Here is a 26,079-nt window from a genome sequence, read left to right as displayed (position 1 = left end):
TTACTATTTATATTATATAATACCCTCACTCGCCCTTGAACTCGGGCCTCCTACGCATTGCAAAGGCCATTACACCTTCCTGCGCATCCTTGGTGTTTACAGCCATGCTGAAGAACGCTGCCTCAAGCATCATGCCTATGTCAACCGGCACCTGCGTTCCAAAGTTTATCGCGTACTTTGCATAGGTCAGTGCTATTGGTGGGCCCTGGGCTAATCTCATTGCGAATGACCTAACCTCATCCTCAAACTTCTCCTTAGGCACAACCCTGTTGACTAAGCCAATCCTATATGCCTCATCAGCCTTTATTCTATCGCCAAGCATTATCAACTCCTTAGCCCTACCAAGCCAACATACCTAATTAACTTCTGCGTTCCTCCTGCACCCGGTATTATGCCCAGGTTTATCTCAGGCTGACCAAGCTCGGACCTATCCGTGGCTATCCTGAAGTCGCAGGCCATGGCGATTTCCAAGCCACCACCAAGGGCGTAACCATCTATTGCGGCTATTACGGGCTTGGGGAACCTTTCAATCTTATTAACGGCATCCTGGAACTTCCTATTATAAATGAAGAAGTAGTAAGTGTGTAATGGGCCTTGGAATGATGTAACGTCGGCACCTGCGGAGAATGCCCTGTCACCCGCGCCCCCCCTAATTATTACTACCCTAACCTCCTTATCATCCCAAAGCATGTCGAGAGCCCTACTTATCTCCTCAAGCATTGTCAGTGTTAAGGCATTGAGCCTCTGTGGTCTGTTGAGTATTATCCAGGCAAGCGGTGGCTCTCTCCTCAGTATTATTTCCTTAAACTCAGTCACACCAACAGCACCGTACTCATAGAACCCCCTACCACTCTTCTGACCGAGCCTACCCTCCTGAACCATCTGCGTGAGTAACGGGTCTGGTTTGAATAACTCATAGCCATACTTAGAGTATAATTGGTTCAGCGCCTCAACAACCTTATCAATGCCAAACTCATCGGCATACTCAAAGACACCCTTTGGCCAGCCAAGACCTAACTTAACGCCCTTCTCAATATCATCCCTCGAGGCAATACCCTGCCTAAGCAACCAAGCCGCCATGTTTATTGCTGGAGCAAATATTTGCACCAAGTCAACCTTCTCACCAGCCTCCCTGGGTATGTTGGCTCTCTCATACGGGCCACCCTTATATTCATAGAAGCCACGACCACTCTTCTGACCAAGCCAGCCCTTCTTATATAGGTCCTCAATTAATGGGCATGGAACCCTAAGCATTGGATCCCTCTCAGCAACCGCTAGACCGACTAGGTAACCCACGTCTATACCTGTGAAGTCCTGAAGCTCGAAAATACCCATGGGCAAACCAGCCCTATACTTAGTGGCTGAGTCTATCTCGACTACGGAATATACATTGTTAGCCGCTAATAAGCACGCAGCGGAGTTCAACGCTATTAATATTCTATTCACCACGAAGCCGGGCACGTCCTTATTAACCATTATTGGCTCCTTACCAAGGCTCTTAACGAAGTCGTAAGCCCTCTTAGCAATGTCATCACTTGTTTGTGCGCCCTTAATAACCTCGACAAGGGGGGGCATTAAGGCTGGTGGATTGAAGAAGTGGATGCCAACGACTCTCTCGGGTCTCTTCGTGGCGCTGGCAATCTCTGTTATTGGTAAACTACTCGTGTTTGTGGCTAGGATAGCATGCGGAGGTGCGTTTGCATCGGCCTCAGCAAATACCTGCTTTTTAAGGTCAAGCTTTTCCGGAACCGCCTCAATCATTATGTCAGCGTTCTTAACAGCCTCCGCGATAGATAATGATGTCTTTATTCTATTCATAACCTCATTCACCTTCTCCTTACTTATTGTACCTCTCTCAGCAAATTTATCGAGACTCCACTTGATTCTTTCTAAAGCCTTATTTAGTAGGTCCTGTGATACATCGACCATAACGACCTCGTAACCCGCCAGGGCAGATACCTCGGCTATGCCGTGGCCCATTGTACCTGCTCCTATAACCGCCACCTTCCTGATCTGCGTGCTCATCGCATACTCAACACTTTACTAAGTTATTAAGTGCGACCTCAATTTACTCAAATTATTTGTGTCAAGGCCATATATAATGAATATAGTGATAATGATCAAGCAATAGTGAACAGAGGGGGGCATTATTATTTAAGGCGTTTTCCGAATATTATAGGATTATGAGGGGGGGAGTAGCTATTGTTGGGGGGGTTGGCCACGCGAAGTTTGGACGTAGAACTGATGCAACCCTGGGTGAATTGGCTTGGGAAGCTGTTAAGGAGGCTCTAGAGGATGCAAGGCTTGATCAAAAGGATATACAGTACTTCGTCGTTGGTAACGCCGGTGGTTGGAGTGCCGAGTCCTTACCCGCCGTAATTGTTGGCGAATACTGCGGCTTAAATCCCAGGGGGGGCGCCATGAGAGTTGAGGCTGCTTGTGCATCGGGTAGTGCGGCACTATATAATGCTTACCTGGCCGTGGCGTCGGGAATGGCTGACATAGCCATGGCTATCGGCGTGGAGAAGATGTACGAGTCACCAACACCAACAGTCGTTGAATTCATAGGCAGGGCTGGTAACTACTTCTGGGAGTTTGAGAATTTCGGGTTGACGTTCCCAGGCTATTACGCACTTTACATGACAGCGTACATGAATAGATTTGGAGCTACTGAGGAGGACTTTTGCAAGGTCGCTGTTAAGAATCATTACTACGGCTCAATGAACCCAAAGGCCCAGTTCTACGGCTTGAGGATAACCGTTGATCAATGCCTTAAGTCGAGGTACGTCGCATGGCCCATTAAACTCTATGACTCAAGCCCAATAACTGATGGGGCTGCTGCGGTAATACTCGCCAGCGAGGAGTTGGCTAGGAAAATAACGGATACTCCCGTGTGGATTAGATCCGTAGGTGTGGCCACCGGAACAGCAAATCTAAGCAAGAGACCGGACTTCATAGGGCTTGATGCTGCGTATCAAGCCGCTGAGCAGGCCTTTAAGAGGGTGGGTATTGAGCATAGGGATACGTGGAAATACTTCGATGTAGCCGACGTTCATGACTGCTTCACAATAGCCGAGGTCATGGCTTACGAAGACCTGGGATTCGTGGAGAGAGGCATGGGCATACAACTGGTTAGGAGCGAGCAGACCTACAAGGGTGGTTTAATACCTGTTAACCTGGATGGTGGTCTTAAGGCCAAGGGCCATCCTATTGGGGGGCTACGGGCGTTAGTATGGCTGTTGAGATGACTAAGCAGTTGAGGCAGGTTGTTGAGCCTAAGGATAGGCAGGCCGATATCTACGTTGGTTGGGCTTTATCTCACAATGTTGGTGGTACTGGTCACTATGCATACATCACAATATACTCACTTGATAAGGATGGCTCACCTAAGGCGAAGCCAAAGAGGTGATGGTGATGTCCCTGGAGGCTAAGTATGAGGAGTTTTGGAGGCAATCCATTAAGCAGTTGAATGATGTCGTCAAGGCCACGGGGGGGCTGCCCATAGCCCCCCCTGATGAAAAGGGTCAGTATAGCCTGTGGTATGATGTTAGAGAGTTGAGACTTAGGTATTCAATCAGTGTTGAGAGGATTAAGAAGTTCTTCGAGGGCTTGAGGGAGGGTAAGGTGTATGCAACGAAGTGCAGGAGGTGTGGTAGGTACTACTTCCCGCCCCCCCAGGCTGATTGCCCGTATTGCAAGGCCAGCGATATGGATTGGGTTGAGATCAGTGGTGATGGTGAGCTGCTAACATACACCATAATAAATACGAAACCACTAACATACTCGCACTACCCCGATTATATAGTGGCTATTGCTAGGATGAGGGAGGGCTTTAACGTGCTGGCTTGGTTAAGGGTTGATGACCCCAAGAAGGTTAGGGTTGGTATGAAGGTGAGGCTCCAGGTTGTTAAGAGAGAGCCCGAGGGCTACTTAACGTATGAGTTCGTGCCCGCAGAGCAATGAGTGATTGATATGTATAGGTACGTAATTGTTGATGATAGGGGGGGCCCATAACAATCTTCACACTTAATAGGCCAGAGAGACTCAATGCCTTGGGTCCAGAACTTAGGGCCGAGTTGCTGGATGCGCTACGTAAATTTAATAATGATCCAGGTAAGAGGGTTGGTATATTGACGGGTGCTGGTAGGGCCTTTTCAGCGGGCGCCGACATATCCGTTAAGCCAAGCGGTCCGGGGGGGTCTGTTAATCTTGAGGATGAACTTAGGAACTCCTTCCACCTAATACTAAAGGAAATAAGGTTTAGTGATAAGTTATTCATTGCTGCGATAAATGGCGTAGCTGCCGGGGGGGCCGGGATTAGTCTCGCCATCGCATGCGACTTCGCCTTTGCCTCAAGGAATGCGAGGTTTGTTACGGCATTCCAAAACATAGGTTTAGTTCCTGACACTGGGTTAACGCTCATGATGGCTAGATTAGCCGGTGCCAAGGCACTTAGGTACTTGCTCATTGGTGGTGAATTCACGGCTGAGGAGGCCGAGTCCATGGGCCTCGTTAAGGTCGTTGATGATCCATTGGGAGAGGCTATTAAGTTCGCCAATGAGATTGTCCAGGGACCATTTAAGGCTTATTCATACGGTAAGAGATTAATTAATGAGGCCTTGTTTAAGGATCTTGATCAATTCCTGGTTACTGAGGCAAAGTTACAGGGTGAGCTGGGTAATACTCATGACTTCGTGGAGGGAGTCTCAGCATTTCTCGAGAAGAGGAAACCTAAGTTCGTTGGCTATTAATTATTTTATTAACGTAAAATGATACTCATTAAATATTTAATTCGGTGTTCATAAGTTAAAATGCGGTATATTATTTTTAAATAGCTGTTAATTTTATCTCTATTAATGCCAGGTTATTACTTCATTGATTTTCACGTACATCCAGCCGCAGAACTTAAGCTATTGAGGAATAAGCTTCATGGTGCTGGTGCCGTCGCCTCAGCGCTTTATCCCATTGATATTGACCCAACACTTAGCCTGACCCTTAATGGCCTGTATAGGTTGGCTAGGGACTTGGGTATGTATGTTGATGTTAAGTCAGTGATTAGGGAGGTTTATGACCTAATTAGTAAGTGGCCTGAGTACATGATTGATAACATGAAGCTTTGGTATGAAGTCTTTAAGGAAGGCGTTAGTGATTTCTTCATACCATTCTCGAGCATAAACCCAAGCTTTGGTAGCAAGTATGTTAAGCAGAAGATTAGGGAGATGGAGCACCTCGGCCTTAGGGGGCGTATTTGTCTCCCCCCCAACACTTCAGTTCTTCAACCCAGCCACAAGTCCAGCCTTTAGGCAGTTGATGGAGTATGCTGAGAAGAATAATGTTTTGATTGTGATGCATCTGGGCATGCCTAAGGATGTTGATGAGAGGATCATAACTCACGTAATGCCTAAGAACCTTGCCGAGGTCCTTGATGAGTTTAGGCCTTACATGGTTATTAATGGGCTTGGAACACCGCCAGAGAGGTTCAGCTTGTGGATTAGGGAGGTTCTCAGGGTGATGAGGAAGTACGACAATACATACTTAAGCACCTCCGGAATTAATTGCTACCTATTTAGTGATGAGTCGGCAAAGCCGATATTGAATACCCTGGGCTCCGACAGGATATTATTTGGGAGTGGTTATCCGTATAGGAGGTTTAGGGATTTAGTTGGCGATATTAAGTGCGTTGAGGGTAGTGATGGGGGGGTTGGTGGTGTCGATAAGGAGATGATAATGATGAATAACGCACTCGAGTTATTTAAGTACCATGGATTTAGAATCAATGAAAACTTAAGTACCTAAACTTATCGGATTTCCATGACCAGGATAGATAATCCTGGGCTTAAGACTAAGTAACTTGTTAAAACTCCTTTCCGCCTCATCCATATCTAACGTGAAACCCCCCCTCGGCGGTAACGCCGGCTTACCACCGTGCTCAACAATGGCATCCCCCCCACTGAATAGTACGCCATCCTTGAAGTAGGCGGTGCTACCGGGCGTGTGACCGGGCGCGTATATGACCCTATATCCTTCAATAACATCGCCATCATTAACTTTAACATCAACACTTACAGGCTTAACCTTCATGAATGTCGAGACGACTAACTGAAGGAAACCGGCGGTCCTGGGCCTCTCCTTACCCTCGATAATCGCTGACTCAGGTAATGATGCAACCACCCTACAGTTGAATGCCTTAACTATGTCGTAGGCATACCTCACGTGATCGAAGTGGTAATGCGTTATGAATAAGTACTTAATGTCAATGCCGTGTTCCCTAGCCACTCTAATTACGTCATTAACCTTCACGCCAGCATCTATTAATATGCCATCGCTCGTCAAGTAACTATTCGATATACCTCTTATTACGTAAACCTCCACGCTAATTTAAATACTTAATATTATTTTAAGGATTAGGAGCCGAGAGTTATCTGAAACCTCTCCTTAAGCACCTTCTTATCCACCTTCCCTGTGCTTGTTTTTGGTAATTCGGACTCAACAATTATTACCTTGTCTGGTATCCACCACTTGGGCATTTTACCCTCATTAACCAGACCCATTAGGTAGTTCTTAATCTCATCCTCGGTAACTTTCTGGCCCGGCTTTGGTACTACAATAGCCACAGGCCTCTCACCCCCCCACTTAGGATGAGGAACTCCAATAACCGCTACTTCGTAAACCGCAGGGTGCGTGCTTATTAGGTCCTCGAGTCTCGTGCTTGATATCCACTCACCACCGCTTTTGATCACGTCCTTAGCCCTGTCCATAATCCATACATAGCCTTCGCTATCCCAAACGGCTATGTCATCCGTGTGGAACCAACCATCGCGCCATGCATTCCTCGTCTTCTCAGGATCATTTAAATACTCCCTGGTTATCCATGGCGCCCTAACCACTAATTCGCCCATCGTCTTACCATCCCTCGGAACATCCTTACCATGCTCATCAACAATTCTAATATCCACTAACGGTATTGGCAAACCGGCACTAAGCACTAACTCCTTCTTTCTATCTTCAGGCCAATTCCTCATCTTTGGCTTCTCCATTGATAGGAGTATTACGGGGGGGGCCGTCTCCGTTAAGCCAAAGCCCTGAACCACGTGTATACCCCTCCTACTCGCCTCCTCAAGTAAGCCCCTTGGTAATGCTGCACCACCAACTATGAACTTCAGTCCCCCTAAGGTCATACTTAGTCGAGTCTGGGTGATAGAGTAGGTTGTATAGGATTGTGGGCACTCCATTAACAATAGTCACACCCTCATCCCTCATCACCTTCAATATCCAACCCCCCCACTCAAACCTCCCTGGATAGACCTGCTTAATACCAGTGAGTGTGGCTATGTAGGGTAAACCCCCCCATGCGTGAACGTGGAACATGGGCACTAGGGGGGGCATTGCTACATCGTAAATACTCGCATTTATTGGCGGCGCAGTTATTGATAGGGCTACAGACATTGCATGAAGCACTAATTGCCTATGGGTGAAGTACGTACCCTTCGGCCTACCCGTTGTTCCTGATGTAAACATCATGGTGGCTACGGTATTCTCATTAAGCTCTGGGAAGTTATAGGGCCTCGCATTTTTAATTAGGTCCTCGTACCAATAAACCTCAACTCCATCAAAGCTCACCTCGCCGTGCTCCGCCTTGTCACTCATTATCACGATCTTCCTTATGGTCTTCACGAGAGATGCCGCAACCCGGGCGAGAGATATGAAGTCCTCATTTATGAATAAAACCTCGTCCTGCGCCTGGAGCAATGTGTATATGATGTCCTCAGGCGCCAATAGCACATTCACTGTGTGTAGTACGGCACCATACATGGGTATGCCGAAGTAAAGTTCGTAATGCCTAATTGTGTTCCAATCAAGCACTGCAACCTTGCTACCGAACTTACCGGGTTCGCCAGGCTTTATTCCCAGCTCCTCAAGTACCGAACCAAGCCTCTGTATTCTATCCCACTCATTGGCGTAGTTCGACCTTATTACCTGGCCGTTAGGTGGCGCATAAACAACCTCTGTGTCTGGGTATAGCTGTGCGGCTCTACGTATTATTTTATCCAGTGTTAATTGATAGTCATAGTATTGATAACTCATGATTAAATCATATAGAGTTGGGCCGAGCAGAATAAAGTATTGCTCATATATTGACTATATACTTACTTACGTGAGACTACGTAATAATTAATAAAGCCACCAATTCTAATAGCCCCACTCTTAACAACCGTAAACCCTGCGCTTAAAACCTCGCTCTCCAGCTCACCCTCCCTATAAAGCCTGTAGTACCTAGCAACACTCTTATTAATTCCGTAACTCCAGGTGATGTAGCCCTCACAATCACCAATGGGTCTCAACCTCCTAAGCGTGGTCTCATTACAACCCCACACTGTGGCTACGAATAAACCTCCAGGGCTTAATACATCGTGGACTCCACGTAGGACATTACCCATTAGCGACCTTGGTACATGATGCAGCGCAGCTATTGAAATCACCAGATCACAGACCTTGGCTTGATTGGTGCGTGAGTACCAGAGCAATTAATCCACTCAATATCTTCTTTAGAGGACCTTATCATGCCCATGCTCAACTCACAACCAATGTAGAGGGATTTGCTAAAGAACGACCTTAAAACCTCCAAGTTATCCCCCCCAGCCCCCCCAGGACCTATGTCTAACACTAGGCGTGGTGCTAATCCCCCCCTAATGACGCTACCAACCTCATTGAGTAACGCCTTAGCTAAGGCTCCACCCTCCCGAGTCTCACGGTAAACCCTGGAGATGGCCTCATAAGCCTCCATAACGTCCCTCAACCTCTCCATTGAAACCAGGTAATACATGATAGCCCCCCCTTATTAAGCCAGTTGGGCATTATTATCGATGATACTGACCAAGGATAAAATGAGCGTGATAACCCTCGTAAATGAACTAAGGAGGCTCGTTAATGAGAACCGCGTTAAGTCCATACTCGTGGACTTCGTGAAAGAAACGCCTAGGTTTACTCACATAATATCCTTAGGCGGTAATGCAGAGCAGATGTATACTGATGATACTAAGATATACCTGATATTCACTGATGGCAGATTAATCAATGGAGGCTCCGATAATTACGGAATATACCACAACATTGAGAAAGCAACGTGGGTGATAACAGGCGCCATATTTCCACCAAGTGAGGGCGATGATGGTTCTATGGACTTAACAATACATAGTAGGTCAGGTAAGGTAAGGAACATGTTAGAGACGGCTATTTATGAGGCTGCTAAAGGGAGCGATATTACGGTTAATGTGGCGTACTGACAAATCACACGTGCATAATGCAAGTAAAAAATATTTTAGTGTTATGAGGTATATTCATGGCAATGCATGAGTTGCCTAAACCCTGGTTTGACATTGATGGTTATAAAAGGACGAGATTACTCGAGGCTAAGTATGAGATTGAGTTAGCCAAGAGATTCCTGGATGAGGGCCTAATTAGGAATGCTGCTGGCAAGGCGTTTCAAGCCGTTAAGGCTTTACTGGCTGCCTTGGCCGTGGATAATATGGATAAACTAATCGAGAGATATCCAGGTAAGGTGAGGATCAAGGGCGGTAAAACCATTGATAGGGTTTACTGGATCATAGCCGTAATGCCAATGAACTACATGCTTGGCTTATCAGCATTGATCAGCGAGGAGATACATTACCTGGCATCAATAGCCCTGCACCTTCATCAGTATCAGTATAATGGGCCTGATAGGGAGGGCGTTTTGAGCCAGTATAGGACTGATGATGAAGCGAGGGAGGACATACTATTAATAATTAATAACGTAAATAAGGTATTAAGCAAATCGAACATTTGATTGCATTTATTTGACGTGATAAGACGCATTATGAGCTGTTAGTCGTGCTTGCGAACTCCACGGTAATTGTTAGGTTTGATGATAGCAATACCTCGGCATGGAATGAGCCGTATGGAGTCTCTGTGTAGTTTATGGCTGTACCATTGACGTAGATGCCTCTAGGGTGTATCCGTAGAATGGCCATGCCACTATAAATAATGTGGTGTTCATGGGTAGGATTAATGATTGTGTGGTTGGTCCATTAATAATTAGCGATTGGCTCGTTATGAAGCCTGGCGTGCTGAGTATTGCTATAATGCCTCCTCCGCTTGTCACGTTTATTGTGGCGTTAATGTAGGGAACGCATTCAATGGTTATGTACTCGTAATTAGCGCCCTCCGATAATGTTATGTTGCTTGATGGTTCATAGGTAATTGATGGATATTCACAGCCTGATAATGATGTAACATTAAACGTAACCACGGTGCCGGGCTCACCAACATACGCAGGTCCAAAGACCTGGGAACCACTTCCCTGGTAATATGCATACCAACCATTAGATGCATTTGCATATACAGTCCAGGTGGCGTAGTTGGGCGCTGTGATGTTTATGAATAAGTATGCAGAGGGTGGTGGCGTTTGTGAGGTCGTTGGGGGGGTTACGTACATGCTTATGGATAGGGCATAATGAGTTACTAGTATTGTAATAGAAAGAATTATTACCAGTAATAAGTATTTCTTCCAGGCCATATTCAATCAATATATTTCCTAAGGTATCTTTTTAAAGACTAATTAGTACTTATGACCAGCGATGTAATTCATTAATCTCTTAATGAGTATTTCCATGTTATTATTTAAATGCTAAGCTTTTACACTGGGTATCTACCCTCAATAAATGGCAAACCTAGTCATTCATTATCCTGGGATTGCCTCAGCCATTCCAACTCGTTAAGGTCGAGCCACTTACCATACTTAATAACGCTAAGCATATTCCACATTACGAGACCGGCGACTATGTGCTTGCAAACCTCACCCCTAATTACTGACGCTTCGCAGGTGCACTTTGCGCCGTATGGACCAACGGATACGTAGTAATACGTATCGTCTCTAGTCTCTGAGGGAACCTTAAGCCTAATGCCATTTATTGACTTGCCGTCATCCCTAACATCGATTATCTCCGAGCGTTGGGCTAGCCTATACGAGTCTAGGACCTTATCAATCCTCCAATTAAGTTTACTGGCTAATTCCAGCAGCCACTCCTTCAACCTCTTACTCAGCTGGGGGGGCGTTAATTCCTCCGCCAAAATAAATCACCAGAAATCCCATAGTGAACTCGAACTAACTTAAATTAATCTTTCTGGCCCATGAATAGGTATTACTCATTCAATGATTAATGGCGAGTTCAAGGTATAACTCATCAATTACTGAATTCCAATCAAATATTAACGAGCCATCGATGTTCCTAAGGGCCCTCCTAGCCGCATCACGCAACTTCCAACTAACCCTAAGACCACACCTAATGCAGTAAACACTGACGCTTTTATCATCCTCCTCCAGGAATAATGCACCACCACACCTTGGGCAATCCAGGTTTAATCTAATCCTCATTAACTTCACGTTAAGTAAACGCCTATTTAACCCCCCCTCCTAACTAATTAGCTAATTAGAACAACAAAACTTTCACCTAACCCCCCCCAGTAAACCAAGGAAGCTCCTAACGAAATCACCATTCCTACTAACCACTAGGCTAAACCTCCTATCACTACTCACCAACTCATTGCCCAACTCACTACCATTAAGCGTGTACGCATTAACCTTCATTGCCCTGGAAATCACGTAAGCACCGGCGACATCAAATATCCTAAGCCTGTTCCTGAGGTCCATGAAGGCGAGGAACCTACCAATGATGCCATCACCATCTCGAGACTCGCCGCACCAAGGCTCCTAATCTTAAACCTACTAAACTTATCATAAATGGCCCTAAGCCCCTGCAGCAACCTCTCATCAGCATCGGGCTCAAGGTAAAGCGATATCACTGGTCTATCAATATCCTCACTAAGATCTCCAAGATCATCACCCCCCCTAAACTCAACACCCCCCCCTGAGCCACCGTAGTAAAGCACGTCCTTAGCGACATAATAAACAACGCCGTCTGTCAAGTCACTGAATCTTAATGGATTACCGTACTTACCAGCGGCAATTGATATGGAGTAGAACGGTATGCCTAACACGAAATTCAACGAACCATCCAGCGGATCGATTACGAATGCATATTCAGGTTCGCCATCACCAACCTTTATGACACCCCCCCTCTCCTCCGTGCTTATCACTGCCCTTAAGCCCTCCTCCTCAATCCCCCCCTTTATTATTAAGTCCTCAACCTCAAGGTCAATTCGCCGGGAAACGTCTGTAGACCCCCCCCTCTTTAATATTTGTCTATAACCCATGTCATTAACCTTGGATCTAACGAATGAACCAGCCCTAATGGCTAGGTCCTTAATCAGGGATTCCAGGTTGATTTCCACGTTGGGTCACTCTCGATTACTCTATTTAAAAATCCTACCTAACCCCCCCTGATTAGGAAGTAATTCTTCAATTTATTATCCTCAATGATAGGTAAGCCATCCTAAGCACACCCTCTGAATACTCACTACCTGCATTTATGACGGGCACCTTGGCACCGGCATTACTCTTGACGTAGTCAATGCCTGGCGCCTCATGTATGTGTCCATGCATGCCCATTAACGGTGAGTACTCCTCAATTAAAGCCCTCACAGACTTACTACCAACGTGCGTCCTCAAAACCTCGCCACCTCTGATCACGGGCTTAAAGTCCTTGCTTAATTGATAGGCTTGATCAATGAGCGTATTATATGGTGGATCATGAATAACCATTATTAACTTGCTGAGCCTAGATTGATCAACATTCCTAATTAGTCTCTCAACCCTCGCCCTAAGCTCCTCCTCACTGACTTCCCTGGGCGTGTTCCAGGGTGTTGGTGTTGAGTATCCGAAGCCTAGGAAGTAATAACCGTTGAGCTCAACAACGTCCTCATCAATAGGCACCAGCACGTCGGAGGCTTGCTTCCTCACGTAATCCGCAATTTCGGGATAATCATCATTGCCAGGCATTATTAATAGCTTGACACCGGCCTCCCTGTACCTAGTAACGACCTTACCCAGGTCCTCCTCCAGGGCATTGATCATTAGCTTAACAAAGGTCTCCCTAACCCTATCCCTATTGCTGGCTAGTTCCTCGTAACCAGCCTTATCCGTAACGAATGGGTAATAGCCCCCCCTACCCCCCCTCAACTCCTTGATTACCTTATCGAGATCCTTACCATCCACAGCCTTAACATCACCAAAGACATTAACCACATACTTACTAACGCCGGAACCAAGGCTGAAGGAACCATCGTCCCGAATAATAGGCACTAACGCCTTACCCGTTAAGTCACCCGCGAAAACCACCACATCAGCCTTATAGAACTTAATGGCATTAGACAACTTACCATACGCCACACTCGAGCCATGCAAGTCCGAGACAAGCAAAATTCTTAATCTACCCACGAAGACGCCCGTTTTAAACAATATTTAAACCTAACCCATCAAAACAGGGGAAATACAAACCATATTATTTAAACAAATAATTAAATGAAAACAATAATCGAAATACTACACGATAATGACAGCATTGTTACAGAGTAACTAATAATATTAGGACTATACCAGACCAGGTATGTATAATTCACAGTGTATTTCATTAACCTTACCCAGGTTTTTCGATAAGTAGTCACTGCAATTAAAATCTTGATCTAGGATCGAGGACTTAGACGTAAAGGTTATGTTAGTTATTGATGGGGTTTAGAGGTTAAGGATGCTGGGCCTAAATATACTCATGTTGTCGTTGTAGATCTACGTTACAGGTAATACCGTGACCATACTGATTGGTCACGATATGGTTTACGGTGTATCATGAATAGTGTAATGGCGGTTGCGTAAAGTATATAGAACTGGTGAAGCACCAGTTACTGGTATGCCACCAGTTTTCTGTAAATTCTTCGATACCAGGCCTAAGGTTAGTAGGGATTCCGTGTTTGGTAGGGATGATGTGATTGATGAAATTGAACGGTTATTGAATAGCGGCTTTTGGCCTGTTATTCTCGGTCCCAAGAGGGTTGGCAAAACCACGATTATGAGGGTCGTAATTAACGAACTTGGTGGTATATACATCGATGCGTCAACAATAACGGGACTTAAAGGACTTGGACTTAGGCTTATTGATGAGGTTAGAAGATTAAACGTTAAGGTTAAGCTTAACTTAGCAGTGCTTCAATTAGATATTGAAAGAAAGCCCACGGCAACTATCGAGAGATTAATTAAGGAGTTAGGTGATGTAGTTATTGGTATTGATGAGGTTCAGAACATAATTAGTCCAAAACTCCCTGCACTTCTTTCCGTAGCCTATAACGAGTCTAGGGTTAGGTTTGTATTTAGTGGTTCACTCATTGGTACCACACGATTAATAATGAGGAGTCCCGAGTCCCTGGGTAGGCCATTGATTAGGTTTGAACTTAAGCCCTTCACCAGGGAGCAGTCCATGGAGTTTCTGAGGGTTGGTTCGAGGGATTGTGGTATAAACATTAGCGATGCTGAGATTGAGGATGCAGTGGGTGAGTTCGACGGTATTGTTGGTTGGCTAACATACTATGGAAGCCTCAGATCAAGTGGTAAGAACCATTTAGAGACCATGAATGCCCTAAGGGATATTGCCAGGGAGGTTATTAAGGACGAGCTCAGTAGATTGGGGAGATATGAGCTTGCCATTTATAAGGCGTTAGCACGTTAGGTAGGGCTAGGTGGGTTGAGATTAAGAGACTTGCTGAATCCCTAATTGGACACTCAATAGATGATAAGACCTTCACAACGAGCTTAAAGACCTTAGTTAATATGTACATGGCTAGGGAGGTTGAGCGAGGTATTTACGAGGTTATCGATGAATACATGGCTAGGCTGGTCCATGAGTACGGCATTTAATTACGGCGTATCTATTATTAAGGCCTTAATTTAATTCCAGGCCTTGACCGCGTATGCTATTGCACTTGTTACCCAGGCAATCATTAACTCAACACTAACACCCCTAAGGTATGGGCTTTTGATAATACATAAGATATTAAGAGAAACATCACACTTAATATTAACTATTAACTCAAATATTATCAGTACGATGTCTAATTTCTTCAACAACTTAACCCTCCACCCAGCCCACATGGCGCTTTACCACAATGTCATTAAATTATTTATTACTACCCATACTAATGCCCTGACTTAATTACCTTATCTAACTCCCTAATTAACTCATTAAGTGTCTGATCCCTATTAGTCCTCGTCAACTCGATGATTCTAAACCCGTACTTACTCACGAAGGATGCCACGGGCCTATTGGTCCTATAGGCCATGTATATCGTACCGAGGAAGTGAACACTATTCACAACCTCCTCAAGAGCTCTCAGGAAGCCCTCATGCATTAGTTCCATCTTACCAATCTCATCAACAACGAGCAATGAGTTTGGCCGGGCAGACCTTATTGCCGGTATTCCGACATCTTCCATGGCCTTTAGATTGACATTGTACTTACCAACCGTTGGCCCGCCTGCGAATAGGCTCACGTGCGCCAGCCAGGCCTCACTACCGCTATTAATATCCACTATCTTAAAGCCCACCCTAGAACCGCGCTCCCTAACCTCGGTGGTTATGAAGCCGAAAACTCCAATGCCCATTGACCTTGCGTGCTCAACCAACCGCTTAATGAGGGTGGTCTTACCCACACCCGGTGGTCCCGTTATTAGAACCCTAAGCATCCTCTCCCTAATTGCTGATAAGATTAATTAAGTGTTTGCGTTTGAAGCATGTGGTTGAGGAGGAGGTTAGGAAGGTCGTGGCTTCGGGTAGGTCTTCAATAGCCATTACAATACCCAAGAAGTGGGTTTCGGCGTTGGGTATTGAGGCTGGTTCGTATGTACTTCTGAGGTTCATGGGCGACCACGTGGCTGTTGTTCCGCTTGGTCGTTCAATACGTGGTTCTGGCATTAGTAATGTTATTGAGGTTGATAGGGATAGCCCTGATTATGTCCTTAGGAGGGTGATTACCCAGTACCTTAGGGGGGGTGTTGATGAGATAAAGGTTAGGTTTAACGAGTTCGTGAACATTAAGGGTGAGGTTAAGGAGTTGGTTAGGGAGAGGATTTCAGGAGCTGAGGTTATTGAGGAGGGTAGTGATTACGTGGTCTTTAGGTTTGTAACACCAATACCCGAGGTACCAATTAAGAGGTTGTTGAATAGAATGGTTCTCACGGTACTCGGCATGCTCAAGGACTCGTTGGACATGCTTCATGAAACAACTATAGAGCCTTCAGACATAATTGATAGGGATAATGAGGTTGATAGGTTGTATTTACTCATTGAGAGGCTTGTTATGATGGGGGATTACCGATCAATCAGTGCTCTCTAAGCTTGGAGCAAGTAGTTCCAGGGAGTTGGTAAACTCCCTAATGGTATCTAAGTCCATAGAGAGGGCTGGTGACCACGCTGGAGGATCGCTCAAATAATCGGTGAGGCTAGCCACATGTGTTGTAAGCTCAGTGAGTTATCGATTGTGGAGAGCATCATTGATCTTGGGCTCAACTCAGCCGATATACTTAGGGAGGCGGCTATGGCGTTTATTAATGGTGATGTTGAAGATGCCATGGAGGTCCTGGATAGGAGGGTTACCATGAGGAGCAAGAGCCTTGAAGTTATTAAGTCGATATACGGTAGTAGCCTCCACGTTGATGTAGGCGGTAGGTTAATGATGATAGTAGAGAGTATTAGGAGGATTTCTGAGTATAGCTATGACATTGCCGAGATAACCCTCGACACATATGGGTGATTACTACGTCATCAATACCAATATTTAATAGGTATGCCAGGGACTACGATAATTGGTATGTAAAGCATGCAGATACTGCGGAGTCCGAGGTTAAGGCCGTGTCTATGCTCATACCCAGGGGGGCCTCGGAATTGAGATTGGCGTTGGCAGCGGCTTTTTCGCAGGTAGGGTTGGCATACCCATGGGTCTAGAGCCCGCCATGGCGATGGCCGAGCTGGCTAGGAATAGGGGGGGTATTGATGTAGTGATTGGCGTTGGAGAGGCCATGCCTCTTAGAAATTCCTCATTTGACTATGCCGTTATAATAGTGACAATATGTTTCCTGGACGACCCGAGAAAGACCCTTGCTGAGGTATATAGAATCCTTAAACCCACTGGTAAGCTCATTACCTGCATAGTACCTAGGGATAGTGAGCACGGTAGGTTTTACATAGAACTAGGCAGGAAGGGCCACAGGTTTTACTCAGTGGCGCATTTCTATACCGTGAATGAGGTAAGGGAAATACTAGAGTCTCTAGGGTTCACGGTGAGTAGTAAGGCCGTGGCCGTGCTATCCAGGGGTGTTGGTGATTATTTAGAGGAACCGCAGATCGTCGAGCTACATGCAGCCGAGAAATTTGGTTTTGTATGCATTGAGGCTGTGCGTAGGTAAACCGTTACTACCTCAACAACTTATTCATCACCAGCGTTTTTATGATATCGGCATCATGAACGAACTCACTTGGTAGTGAATCCATGAATTGAGAAACGATTTCATGTATTATTAAGTCAGTGACCTCATCCTTACTAATACCCCTGAGTCTAAGGTAATTGACTTGGTCCTCATCTGGCGATGCATCTGCTGCGCTGTGCCTCGCGCCATTAACATCGCCGGTATCAACCATTATTATCGGTACTGAGGCTGCGTAGGCACCCTCATTCATTACAAAGACCTTACCCTCAACGTTCGTATCACTCCACTTGGCGCCCTCCGTTATCCTGCCCAGGGCTCTGTGTATTATGAAGGACTTATCCCTGGCTATGCCCAAGACCTTCGAATAGCTTGTACCGTGCTCACCGGTATGGATCGCATTTACTTGATAATCAATCCTTGATATGCCATAACCAATCTCAAGGCCCAGGTGATTTAGGCCGCTCTTCCTGCCCTGTAGTAGGTAGTCCTCTCTATGGTGATTCATGGAACCCCCCCCATGATTAGTGTTCTAGCAGTTACTGACGAGTCATCACCAGCTATTACCTTAATCAATGAGTAAGCGGGCACCTGTTCATGGGTACTCACGAATAATGCATTCAGCTTAGAGCCTCTGCCCAGGTAAATCTCCACCGTAGTTGATGGACAACCGTCAAAGCCATTTATGAAGATGCTGAGTGATGCGTGATTCCGTCATTTATTAAAACCGTGTAATGAGTCGGTAGTAATACTGGCCTTGGTATCGATGCCATGACACCTATTCTAAGCGGTTCCCTTAAGTCATCATTTACTTCAACGTAAACCCCCCCATTGATTAAGTTAGCCACGTGCCGAGCCAGAGCCCTTGATTCTGAAATATCTATTGACTTAAACAGCAGCTTACCGAATTCATCACCTAATTCATTAATGTTCATTGCATTAACGCCGTTGGGAACCTTCACGATACTCATATTACCGTTTACAGAAGCTATGTTTAATTCATAGGGTATATTCATCGTAGTAGAGTATTTAGATAGTTCTTCAATGCTTGGGTCGACGCACTTCTCAAAGGCGTTCCAATCTGTGTAGTACTTAACTGACGGTGAATCCTTAATTTGTTGGTATGGTATTTTCTGAGCAAGCTCCCGAGCCCTCAACTTTAATTCAACAAGCCACTTACTCATTTAAGACCACCTAGGTATTAACAAGGTCTTTAAAGTCATCCTACCTTAGATAACTTACCAAATTCGAGCTCTATGACCCTATTTAGCGTCATTGCATACTCCGTGGGTAAGCGAACGGTTATGTCCTGTATAAAACCAAGAACGATTAGGCTCCTAGCCGTTCCCTCATCAAAACCCCCCCTACTACGCAGGTAGAATAGTTTGTCCTCACTAATCCTCCCTGTATATGCCTCATGAGTTACCGTGGCTGTCTCCTCAAACACTTGGTCGTGGGGTATTGTGTAGGCCCTAGACTTATCATCAAGGATTAGTGAGTCACATGATACGGATGATTTAGCATACTTGGCGCCCTCCCTAACATAGACAAGCCCCCTATACACTACGGTACCTCCATTTATACTTACGCTTTTATTAACGATCTTGCTCGACGTCCTTGGCGCGTCGTGGTATGCCTTAGCCCCCATTCTCCTTCCAGAATGGTCCATTGGCTATGGTCACGCCTATGATACTTGTCTTAGCACCCTCGCCCTTAAGCACAGTGCTTGGGTATGTATAGCTAACCTTACTACCGAGCTACCCTCAACCCACTCAACCGTCGAGTTCTCCATGGCCACAGCCCTCTTATTATTGAAGTTGATTATGTTCCTACTCCAGTTCTGTATTGTATTGATTCTCAGGTGGGCATTCCTCGCCGCGTAACCCTCCACCATACCATCATGGAAACTAAATCCCTTATACACAGGAGCCGCACAACCCTCAAGCCACTCAACGCTTGCGCCCTCATCAGCAATAATTAATGAATGCTCAAATTGACCCTCGCCAGAACTACCTATTAGGAAGAAGGATTCTATTGGCATGTCGAGTTTAACACCTGGCGGTACATAGACGAAGGTACCGCCGCTCCACAACGCCACATGTAATGCGGCGAACTTATGCTCACCGGGTGGGAATATCCTCGCGAAGTACTGCTTAACAATGTCCGGGTACTTCTTAACGGCCTCATCCATCGTAGTCACCACAGCGCCCTTCTCCTCAAGATACTTCTTAACATGCAAATAAACAACCTCAGAATCAAACTGACCAAGCAATCCAGCTAACACCTTGGCCTCAAGCTCGGGCATGCCCAACGCCTCATAGTATCTCCTAATCTCCTTGGGCACGTCATCCCATGACCTTGCCCTCTCAACACTGGGTTTTGCATATAAAACTAAGGATTCCAGGTCTATCTCCTCCTTAATTGGTAACCACTTAGGCTCTGGCAATTTCTCAAACATTTCCAGGGCCCTAAGCCTAAGCCTCCTCATCCAATCAGGCTCGCCCTTAATCCTACTCAGTTCCTCAACCATGTCCTTCGTTATCCTGCCCTTAATCACGGCTTCCCAAGGAGCAAACTCCATTTCTGGACCGAGCAATTCCTCGACGGAGCTCCTTTCAATAACAGTCTTCAAAGACTCTGCCGAATTATTGCTCATCAGTGTCACCGAGCCTCTCTACTGTGGTTATTTAAAAACCAGTTCCCGGAAATAACTTATAATGAACTACCCAACACCGCCCATCCTCGATAGCTCCAGCTCAATGGCCTTATTGAATATGGACACATACTCAACGGGTAAATTAACCATGATGTCGTGGAAGTAACCAAGGACTATGAGGCTACGGGCCTCCTCCTCACTAAGACCACGACTGCGCAGATAGAACAGCTTATCCTCACCAATCCTACCGGTGTAGGCTTCATGCGTGACTGTGGCCGTCTCCTCAAAAACCTGCTCATGAGGTATTGTGTAGGCCCTAGACTTATCGTCCAGAATAAGGGACTCACAACTCACGGAGGACTTAGCATACTTGGCGCCCTCCCTAACATAGACAAGCCCCCCCTATATACAGATGTACCGCCGTTCAGACTAACGCCCTTACTCACGACCTTACTATACGTATGTGGAGCACTATGGAATACCTTGGCGCCCTCCTCCTTCCATGTCGGTCCGTTGGCTAGGGCCACGCTCGTCACCGTGGTCCTCGAATTAACCCCCCCTTAAGCACGCTCATTGGGTATACAATCGTCACCTTACCACCCAGGGAACCACTCAACCAATCAACATTTGCATTTTCCTCAATAACCGCCCTATTATTACCGAAGTAAATAACATCCCTACTCCAATTCTTAAGATCAACAAGCCTAACCCTGGCACCCCCCCTATGTATGTATGCCTCAGTCATACCATCATGTAGGCTAAGCCCAGTGAATACCGGTGCTGCACAGGCAACTATGAATTCGGCACTCGCATTCTCGTCAACAACGATTAACGAATGCTCAAACTGCCCAACACCAGCACTACTGATTAGAATGACTAGCTCAATGGGCATCTTAACATGAACACCAGGTGGTACGTATACAAACACGCCACCACCCCAAAGGGCTATGTTCAATGACGCAAACTTATACTCTGGTGGGAACACCCTAGCGAAGTACTGCTTAACCAGGTCGGGATACCTCTTAATCGCCTCGTCCATGCTCATCGCAATGACCCCCCCCGCCTTCTCAAGATCCTTTTTAGTATTTTCATAAACAACGCCGCCATCCACCTGCCCAATAACCCCCAGATAAAACCCTAGCCTCAAGCTCAGGAATCTTTAGCGCTTCGTAATATTCCCTTAATTCCTTTGGTAACTCATCCCATGACCTAGCCCTCTCAACACTAGGCTTTGCATATAAAACCAATGATTCAAGGTCGATGTTACCCTCAAGAGGAAGCCAGTTAGGCCAGGGCTGTCTCTCGAACATCTCTAGCGCCCTCAATCTCAATCTCCTCATCCAGTCAGGCTCGCCTCTGACCTTACTGATCTCCTCAATAACGTCTCTCGTAATTTTACCTCTGATTTCCACCTCCCACTTAATGGGCTTTGCACGACCGAGTATGCTTGAGTACTCCTCTGTCTTCGCAATCTCGAGCTTCACGCCATCCCTGCTCATAACTATTCTTTAGAATACTGATCATATTATTCATTATTAAGTTTTCTAATGATAAGCCTACATAGACACTGCCGAAAAGTTTTTAATCAGTGTCACAGAAGCTACGTGACCAATAATGACGAAGCTTGAGGTAATTAATCTAAGTGTTGAGGTTGATGGTAAGAGAATACTAAATAATGTTAACTTAACCGTTGAGTCGGGCGAGGTTGTAGCGATCATGGGACCAAACGGTAGCGGTAAGACCACACTCTTCCTAACAATTGCCGGTCATCCCAGGTACAACGTGGTCGGTGGTGATATTAGGCTTGACGGTGAGTCCATAGTGAAGCTATACCCTGAGGAGAGGGTTCAGAAGGGAATACTACTTGCCCTGCAAAATCCGACCCCCCCTGTACCTGAGGTTAGGCTCTCGACCCTAATAACCGCAATGATCAATAAGAAGGCTGGTAAACGAATAACAGATCCACCGCCACCACAGGTCATCGCCGAGATGACTAAGTTAACAACTGAGCTTGGCCTAAAGCCTGAGCACTTATCGAGGGGGGGTGTTCATGCAGGATTCAGCGGTGGTGAGTCTAAGAGGGCTGAGATGCTTCAACTCCTAATGTACAAACCAAGGTGGCCATGCTTGACGAACCCGACTCTGGACTTGACGTGGACGGTATAGCGATAATAGGCAGGTCAATTGCGAGACTTGCCCAGGAGGGTACGGCAATCCTCGTCACCACACATCACGCGGAGATACTCCACTACGTTAAACCCACTAGGGTTATTGTGATGGCCAGGGGGGGCTCCGTGGTTCACGTTGGTGGAGAAGAGGTTGTTAAGATGATTGAGTCAATGGGCTATGAGAGGTTCTTTAAGGAAATAGCGAAACCGAATTTATAAACACAATGAAGAACTTTAATTTAGGATTAATAATTGCTCATTAATGGGTATTTCCAGGCCTGACGTATTAATTAGGGCTAGGGCTTACGTGAGGGGTAGTGTTAAGGAGGTTTATGTGGGTATTACGGGTAGTGAGATTACGTACGTTGGTAATGAACCCATTGAGGCAGGTAGTAAGTTGGAATTGCCGAATCAATACCTTTTACTTCCTGGTTTCGTGGATATTCACGTCCATTTTAGGGACTTCGACCTATCCTACAAAGAGGACGCGGTCAGTGGGACCCAGGCCGCGTTGGCTGGCGGCTACGTGGCTGTTGGCGACATGCCCAACACAAAACCTCCAATAAAAACCGTTGAATTATTGAGGAGAAAAATCGAGGAATTTGGCAGGAAAACGAATCTGCACATTAGGCATTACTTCGGCGCTCCCCCCCAGGACCCATCAATGCTTAAGGACGCACTAAGTAATGGTGCTTACGCTGTTGGTGAGGTACTTCCTGAGGAGGTTTCTGAGTATGGCGGTGATCAATACCTAGAGGCCCTATTCCGGGAGGCGGCTAGGTTGGGATACCAATAGTGATGCATTGTGAGGACCCAGTAATTATTAGTCAGTACAGTGGGCCTAGGGATTTTGAGCATCACAATGTGATTAGGGGCCCAAGGGCTGAGTTAGCCTGTGTTCATAACATCATTAAGTTAGTATATAGGTATGGCACCAAGGTCCACATGACCCACTTAACGCTTCCTCAGTCAATAAGCATGATTAGGCTAAGTGGACTTGACATTACCTTTGACGTAACACCACACCACATGTTACTAAGCCAGGAAGAGTGCCTCGCAAGGGCTGATAAGCCGGCCTACTGTAAGGTGAATCCACCGCTTAGGGATGAAACCACGAGGAGGGAGTTATTGGCAATGTTCATTAGGGGCGAGGTGCCCATTGTGGCTAGCGACCACGCACCACATGCGGATTGGGAGAAGGATAAACCATACGATGAGGCGCCACCGGGCATCGTTGGCCTTGAGACAACCGCACCATTATTGCTCACGTTATGGCGCCGTGGATTTGCCGACTTGGGTACGGTAATAAGGGCTATTCAGGAGAGGCCGGCTAAATTCCTTGGGCTTAATGTGGGGATTAAGCAGGGCTCTTGCGCCGATTTAACCATAATAAATACCAAGGCTAGGCATAGGATAGAACCCGAGAAGTTTAGGTCTAAGGCTAAGTTCTCGCCATTTAAGGGCTTTGAGGTTGATGTTGCCGTAGTCGCAACAATACTTCACGGTAAGTTGGCATACCTCAATGAGGAGTATGTGGATGGCGCGACCAGGAAGTTACTGGAGAATTCACTACCACATTAATTTCAGAGATCTCCTTACACCTATTACTCATCTAGAATAACTTGCTTCGTATTAATCTCAACCTCCTTAATTTTTATAGGCCTTATATTAATGACCTCAACATCATCTAACGGCATTATCCCGTACTTCTCCCTTATTTCCTTCGGTATTGTGAACTGCCTACTCGCCGTATGCCTAGTCCTGAGGAGGCTACACGCCTTAATGTAATCACATCATCATTATGTTTAATCGTTATGTCTGCATACTTAGCCCACTCAATTCCGAGGATTCTAACGAGCCTCGCCGGTAATAGGACTTGATTATTGATGTATATCTTTGTTCTGTATGGAAGCCCATTGACTGGTTTTGGACTCGGCATTTAATTTCTAAGTTCAATCCCTAAATAAAAGACTTTCGCTAGAGTCAACAAAGAGACATCAATGTTTTAAGTTAAGGCGCTGAAAATAAAACTATGTATAACATCAATTTTTAGGCACATAATTACCTCCATATAAATCTCCATGGTGTGTGTTCCCTTCTGTATATTGCTATTTTTCTTGTTATTTCTGCGGTCTCGGTCCTCATCATACCCTTATACAGCCTTGTCCTCACCGTGACTACCCCAAACCTCGCGTTGCCAGATCCCTCAACACTTAGTACCTCACTCACCGCGTGCAGTGTGTCTCCGTGGAATACGGGCGCCCTTAACCTAAGCTCCGTGATACCCAGGTCGGCGGCAATGTTCATTGTTAGGTCAATTGATGATAGGCCGGAGGCAAGACCAACAATGAATGGCCCCTGGACGACGGGCCTCCCATAATCATGATAAAGCATGTACTCCTCATCGAAGTGTAGCGTCGCCGTGTTCATTGATAGTACGGTGCTTAGTACATTATCGAATTCATAGACAGTCCTACCAAGCCTATGAACAATCACCTCACCAGGCCTGAAGTCTTCGAAAAACCTGCCGAGCCATGGATCATGACCCAACTGCGTAAACTGCATGGCTGAGTAGTCGATGGGTCTCGAACCGGCGGTTGGCTTCTCCTCAACCGCACCCACGGACTCACCCCCCCTTAGGAACTTGATCCACGGTGACTCATCGCGTTTATAGATTAGGTTGCTCCTCCTAACCTCATAGACCAAGTCACCCCCCCTCTGATTATACGCCCTGTGAACCCAGGTCACGATCCCCCCCATGCCAGGCCTACTCCTGGACTCACGCTTATTGACAACCTCAGACTCAACGCAAATGGTATCGCTTGGGTAAACAGGCCTAATCAACTTCTCATAGTCAATGCCCAGGAAGGCCATGGTGTTTATGCTCGTATCCCTAGTGGCGATGCCAATCACGAGGGATAGTAGGAACCTCGGGTTTATGACAACATTGCCAAAATCCGTGTGCGATGCGTACTCACGGTCTAGGTAAAGCGGTGTGTAGTCTAAAGTTAATGAGGACCAGAGGATGTTGTCGTAGAAATCAACAGACCTACAGGGCCTATGCCTAACCACAGAACCAACAACAAAATCCTCAAAAAACGGACCAAAGTAACCAGCATTAACCATCGTGGTCATTCATTGAGATTTTTATTCAATTTTACGTTTAAGCATTACTATAGGGATTTAACCATGGAGATTACCATCGATATTCCGAAATAGGCTATGGCTACTGCAAGCACTATTAGTAAAGCCTTATATGCCGAAACCTTTAACCTGCTCACGGAGCCTAGGGACGCTATTAATGTTAGCCATGCATAGTCAAGCCACACGTGAGAAACATACAGTATGCCTATGCCGATTAAGTACATTGATTGGAAGGCCTCCATTATCAGGGGCGTGCCAACCCCCCCAATCCACCAAGCAATGAAATACGGATTAAACAGTGATAACGTAGCACCCGTTACCACTGCCGAGCTATACCTCGGCGCATCACTTACATTAAAGCCACCCCCCCTCAACGCGTCCCTTAACGTTAGATATGCGAAGAATAATAAAAATGCTCCACCAATTAACCCAAAAGCGGTACTAACAATTGGTATTTGGAATACGTAATGAAGTCCGTAGGCTATTGCCAGGACAAGCGGTAGCTCCACAGTCATGTGCCCAACTGCCTCGTTAAGGCCGGCTTTCCAACCCATGCGTGCACCGAGGCTGGCCGCTGAGGCGGTTAATGGACCTGGTGCTAAGGCTCCTGAGGCGCTTATCACGATTACCTTAATTATAAAGTCAGGACCAAGCACTAATTAGATTAGGTAGTTCCTTGTTTTTAAGTATTTAGTATCTATTCGCCCT

General features: G+C 46.0%; 30 protein-coding genes and 7 pseudogenes. 16 read left to right on the top strand and 21 right to left on the bottom strand.

Going from position 1 to position 26,079, the window contains the following annotated elements:
- Positions 1–25: 25 nt before the first annotated feature.
- Positions 26–2,025, bottom strand: a pseudogene (locus JCM11217_RS11510) (3-hydroxyacyl-CoA dehydrogenase/enoyl-CoA hydratase family protein).
- A gap of 158 nt (positions 2,026–2,183) precedes the next feature.
- On the opposite strand from JCM11217_RS11510, the pseudogene JCM11217_RS11505 reads away from it, so the two are divergent.
- The 5 genes and pseudogenes from JCM11217_RS11505 (at position 2,184) to JCM11217_RS16930 (ending at position 5,796) form a co-directional block, all read left to right on the top strand.
- Positions 2,184–3,409 (top strand): annotated as a pseudogene (locus JCM11217_RS11505) (thiolase domain-containing protein).
- Positions 3,409–3,963, top strand: coding sequence for a Zn-ribbon domain-containing OB-fold protein (locus JCM11217_RS11500; RefSeq protein WP_054842996.1), 555 nt, complete (start codon positions 3,409–3,411; stop codon positions 3,961–3,963). Before JCM11217_RS11505 ends, JCM11217_RS11500 begins: the two are co-directional and overlap by 1 nt.
- 89 nt (positions 3,964–4,052) lie before the next feature.
- Positions 4,053–4,751: an enoyl-CoA hydratase-related protein gene (locus JCM11217_RS11495; RefSeq protein WP_243679344.1), complete on the top strand. Its 699-nt coding sequence runs from the start codon at positions 4,053–4,055 to the stop codon at positions 4,749–4,751.
- 105 nt (positions 4,752–4,856) lie between these two features.
- Positions 4,857–5,303, top strand: coding sequence for a hypothetical protein (locus JCM11217_RS16935; RefSeq protein ID WP_243679343.1), 447 nt, complete (start codon positions 4,857–4,859; stop codon positions 5,301–5,303).
- Positions 5,197–5,796 (top strand): amidohydrolase family protein, encoded by a 600-nt coding sequence (locus JCM11217_RS16930; RefSeq protein WP_243679342.1) that lies wholly within the window; start codon positions 5,197–5,199, stop codon positions 5,794–5,796. Before JCM11217_RS16935 ends, JCM11217_RS16930 begins: the two co-directional genes overlap by 107 nt.
- On the opposite strand, the gene JCM11217_RS11485 is transcribed toward JCM11217_RS16930, so the two are convergent.
- From JCM11217_RS11485 to JCM11217_RS16920, 4 genes and pseudogenes are all read right to left on the bottom strand, one after another.
- Positions 5,785–6,372 (bottom strand): MBL fold metallo-hydrolase, encoded by a 588-nt coding sequence (locus JCM11217_RS11485; protein ID WP_054842982.1) that lies wholly within the window; start codon positions 6,370–6,372, stop codon positions 5,785–5,787. The two genes, JCM11217_RS16930 and JCM11217_RS11485, sit on opposite strands and share 12 nt — an antisense overlap.
- A 32-nt stretch (positions 6,373–6,404) precedes the next feature.
- Positions 6,405–8,085 (bottom strand): annotated as a pseudogene (locus tag JCM11217_RS11480) (long-chain fatty acid--CoA ligase).
- Between the two features lie 62 nt (positions 8,086–8,147).
- Positions 8,148–8,480, bottom strand: a complete 333-nt coding sequence (locus JCM11217_RS16925) for a class I SAM-dependent methyltransferase (RefSeq protein WP_243679341.1) — start codon at positions 8,478–8,480, stop codon at positions 8,148–8,150.
- Entirely contained in the window at positions 8,477–8,824 is a 348-nt protein-coding gene (locus JCM11217_RS16920; RefSeq protein ID WP_243679340.1) for a class I SAM-dependent methyltransferase, read from the bottom strand. The genes JCM11217_RS16925 and JCM11217_RS16920 overlap by 4 nt, the downstream gene beginning before the upstream one ends.
- A 40-nt stretch (positions 8,825–8,864) precedes the next feature.
- Between JCM11217_RS16920 and JCM11217_RS11470 the strand changes: the two genes are divergently transcribed.
- Together JCM11217_RS11470 and JCM11217_RS11465 are read left to right on the top strand one after the other, a co-directional pair.
- A complete protein-coding gene (locus tag JCM11217_RS11470) occupies positions 8,865–9,284 on the top strand; it encodes a hypothetical protein (protein WP_054842981.1) in 420 nt (139 codons plus the stop codon).
- A gap of 56 nt (positions 9,285–9,340) precedes the next feature.
- Entirely contained in the window at positions 9,341–9,826 is a 486-nt protein-coding gene (locus JCM11217_RS11465; RefSeq protein WP_243679339.1) for a PaREP1 family protein, read from the top strand.
- 129 nt (positions 9,827–9,955) lie between these two features.
- On the opposite strand, the gene JCM11217_RS11460 is transcribed toward JCM11217_RS11465, so the two are convergent.
- The 6 genes from JCM11217_RS11460 to JCM11217_RS11440 all read right to left on the bottom strand — a co-directional run bounded on the left by JCM11217_RS11460 (position 9,956) and on the right by JCM11217_RS11440 (position 13,375).
- Positions 9,956–10,555 carry a hypothetical protein gene (locus JCM11217_RS11460; RefSeq protein ID WP_054842980.1) on the bottom strand — a complete coding sequence of 200 codons (600 nt, stop codon included), beginning with the start codon at positions 10,553–10,555 and terminating at the stop codon, positions 9,956–9,958.
- 158 nt (positions 10,556–10,713) lie between these two features.
- Positions 10,714–11,109: a hypothetical protein gene (locus JCM11217_RS11455; RefSeq protein ID WP_054842979.1), complete on the bottom strand. Its 396-nt coding sequence runs from the start codon at positions 11,107–11,109 to the stop codon at positions 10,714–10,716.
- 79 nt (positions 11,110–11,188) lie between these two features.
- A complete protein-coding gene (locus JCM11217_RS11450) occupies positions 11,189–11,413 on the bottom strand; it encodes a hypothetical protein (protein ID WP_054842994.1) in 225 nt (74 codons plus the stop codon).
- 72 nt (positions 11,414–11,485) lie between these two features.
- Positions 11,486–11,689 carry a hypothetical protein gene (locus JCM11217_RS16915; protein WP_243679338.1) on the bottom strand — a complete coding sequence of 68 codons (204 nt, stop codon included), beginning with the start codon at positions 11,687–11,689 and terminating at the stop codon, positions 11,486–11,488.
- A complete protein-coding gene (locus tag JCM11217_RS11445; RefSeq protein WP_243679337.1) occupies positions 11,638–12,330 on the bottom strand; it encodes an inositol monophosphatase family protein in 693 nt (230 codons plus the stop codon). Before JCM11217_RS11445 ends, JCM11217_RS16915 begins: the two co-directional genes overlap by 52 nt.
- 67 nt (positions 12,331–12,397) lie before the next feature.
- Complete coding sequence (locus JCM11217_RS11440) at positions 12,398–13,375, bottom strand: metallophosphoesterase (protein ID WP_243679336.1); 978 nt, start codon at positions 13,373–13,375, stop codon at positions 12,398–12,400.
- A 466-nt stretch (positions 13,376–13,841) separates the two neighbouring features.
- On the opposite strand from JCM11217_RS11440, the gene JCM11217_RS11435 reads away from it, so the two are divergent.
- Positions 13,842–14,654: an ATP-binding protein gene (locus tag JCM11217_RS11435; RefSeq protein ID WP_054842978.1), complete on the top strand. Its 813-nt coding sequence runs from the start codon at positions 13,842–13,844 to the stop codon at positions 14,652–14,654.
- Positions 14,655–14,872: 218 nt separating this feature from the next.
- On the opposite strand, the gene JCM11217_RS11430 is transcribed toward JCM11217_RS11435, so the two are convergent.
- Both JCM11217_RS11430 and JCM11217_RS11425 read right to left on the bottom strand, forming a co-directional pair.
- The gene (locus JCM11217_RS11430) at positions 14,873–15,076 is read right to left on the bottom strand and encodes a hypothetical protein (protein WP_054842977.1); all 204 of its coding nucleotides are present in this window, start codon (positions 15,074–15,076) and stop codon (positions 14,873–14,875) included.
- Between the two features lie 44 nt (positions 15,077–15,120).
- A complete protein-coding gene (locus JCM11217_RS11425; protein ID WP_054842976.1) occupies positions 15,121–15,666 on the bottom strand; it encodes an NTPase in 546 nt (181 codons plus the stop codon).
- 50 nt (positions 15,667–15,716) lie between these two features.
- Here JCM11217_RS11425 and JCM11217_RS16910 point away from each other — a divergent pair, with 50 nt between their 5' ends.
- The 5 genes from JCM11217_RS16910 to JCM11217_RS11415 are packed head-to-tail and all read left to right on the top strand — an operon-like array spanning position 15,717 to position 17,385.
- On the top strand, positions 15,717–16,316 hold the full coding sequence (locus JCM11217_RS16910; protein WP_243679335.1) for a phosphate uptake regulator PhoU: 600 nt from the start codon (positions 15,717–15,719) through the stop codon (positions 16,314–16,316).
- Entirely contained in the window at positions 16,306–16,413 is a 108-nt protein-coding gene (locus tag JCM11217_RS16905; RefSeq protein WP_243679334.1) for a PhoU domain-containing protein, read from the top strand. Before JCM11217_RS16910 ends, JCM11217_RS16905 begins: the two co-directional genes overlap by 11 nt.
- Positions 16,414–16,430: 17 nt before the next feature.
- Entirely contained in the window at positions 16,431–16,733 is a 303-nt protein-coding gene (locus JCM11217_RS16900) for a PhoU domain-containing protein (protein WP_243679333.1), read from the top strand.
- On the top strand, positions 16,730–16,924 hold the full coding sequence (locus JCM11217_RS16895) for a hypothetical protein (protein ID WP_243679332.1): 195 nt from the start codon (positions 16,730–16,732) through the stop codon (positions 16,922–16,924). The genes JCM11217_RS16900 and JCM11217_RS16895 overlap by 4 nt, the downstream gene beginning before the upstream one ends.
- Positions 16,915–17,385 (top strand): class I SAM-dependent methyltransferase, encoded by a 471-nt coding sequence (locus JCM11217_RS11415; protein ID WP_243679331.1) that lies wholly within the window; start codon positions 16,915–16,917, stop codon positions 17,383–17,385. The genes JCM11217_RS16895 and JCM11217_RS11415 overlap by 10 nt, the downstream gene beginning before the upstream one ends.
- 7 nt (positions 17,386–17,392) lie before the next feature.
- Here the strand turns inward: JCM11217_RS11415 and JCM11217_RS11410 are convergent, their stop codons facing one another.
- The 5 genes and pseudogenes from JCM11217_RS11410 to sufB (JCM11217_RS11395) all read right to left on the bottom strand — a co-directional run bounded on the left by JCM11217_RS11410 (position 17,393) and on the right by sufB (JCM11217_RS11395) (position 21,558).
- The gene (locus JCM11217_RS11410; RefSeq protein ID WP_054842975.1) at positions 17,393–17,911 is read right to left on the bottom strand and encodes a SufD family Fe-S cluster assembly protein; all 519 of its coding nucleotides are present in this window, start codon (positions 17,909–17,911) and stop codon (positions 17,393–17,395) included.
- Entirely contained in the window at positions 17,908–18,057 is a 150-nt protein-coding gene (locus tag JCM11217_RS16890) for a hypothetical protein (protein WP_243679330.1), read from the bottom strand. Before JCM11217_RS16890 ends, JCM11217_RS11410 begins: the two co-directional genes overlap by 4 nt.
- A 29-nt stretch (positions 18,058–18,086) precedes the next feature.
- A complete protein-coding gene (locus tag JCM11217_RS11405; protein WP_054842974.1) occupies positions 18,087–18,587 on the bottom strand; it encodes a hypothetical protein in 501 nt (166 codons plus the stop codon).
- A 35-nt stretch (positions 18,588–18,622) separates the two neighbouring features.
- Positions 18,623–20,059 (bottom strand): annotated as a pseudogene (gene sufB, locus JCM11217_RS11400) (Fe-S cluster assembly protein SufB).
- A 66-nt stretch (positions 20,060–20,125) separates the two neighbouring features.
- Positions 20,126–21,558: pseudogene (sufB, locus tag JCM11217_RS11395) on the bottom strand (Fe-S cluster assembly protein SufB).
- A 115-nt stretch (positions 21,559–21,673) separates the two neighbouring features.
- Between sufB (JCM11217_RS11395) and sufC the strand changes: the two are divergent.
- From sufC to JCM11217_RS16880, 3 genes and pseudogenes are all read left to right on the top strand, one after another.
- Positions 21,674–22,446, top strand: a pseudogene (gene sufC, locus JCM11217_RS11390) (Fe-S cluster assembly ATPase SufC).
- A gap of 43 nt (positions 22,447–22,489) precedes the next feature.
- The gene (locus JCM11217_RS16885; RefSeq protein WP_243679329.1) at positions 22,490–23,023 is read left to right on the top strand and encodes an amidohydrolase family protein; all 534 of its coding nucleotides are present in this window, start codon (positions 22,490–22,492) and stop codon (positions 23,021–23,023) included.
- The gene (locus tag JCM11217_RS16880; protein ID WP_243679328.1) at positions 23,023–23,808 is read left to right on the top strand and encodes a dihydroorotase family protein; all 786 of its coding nucleotides are present in this window, start codon (positions 23,023–23,025) and stop codon (positions 23,806–23,808) included. The genes JCM11217_RS16885 and JCM11217_RS16880 overlap by 1 nt, the downstream gene beginning before the upstream one ends.
- A gap of 23 nt (positions 23,809–23,831) precedes the next feature.
- On the opposite strand, the pseudogene JCM11217_RS16875 reads toward JCM11217_RS16880, so the two are convergent.
- The 3 genes and pseudogenes from JCM11217_RS16875 to JCM11217_RS11375 form a co-directional block, all read right to left on the bottom strand.
- Positions 23,832–24,166, bottom strand: a pseudogene (locus JCM11217_RS16875) (AbrB/MazE/SpoVT family DNA-binding domain-containing protein).
- Between the two features lie 122 nt (positions 24,167–24,288).
- Positions 24,289–25,362 (bottom strand): MaoC family dehydratase, encoded by a 1,074-nt coding sequence (locus tag JCM11217_RS11380; RefSeq protein WP_054842973.1) that lies wholly within the window; start codon positions 25,360–25,362, stop codon positions 24,289–24,291.
- A gap of 38 nt (positions 25,363–25,400) precedes the next feature.
- A complete protein-coding gene (locus JCM11217_RS11375) occupies positions 25,401–26,027 on the bottom strand; it encodes a LysE family transporter (protein WP_054842972.1) in 627 nt (208 codons plus the stop codon).
- Between the last annotated feature and the right edge of the window lie 52 nt (positions 26,028–26,079).

The sequence above is a fragment of the Vulcanisaeta distributa JCM 11217 genome, assembly GCF_001316005.1.
Lineage (GTDB): Archaea > Thermoproteota > Thermoprotei > Thermoproteales > Thermocladiaceae > Vulcanisaeta > Vulcanisaeta distributa_B.
Note: the sequence above shows the minus strand (reverse complement) of the source record. Positions and strands in the feature narration are given on the sequence as shown.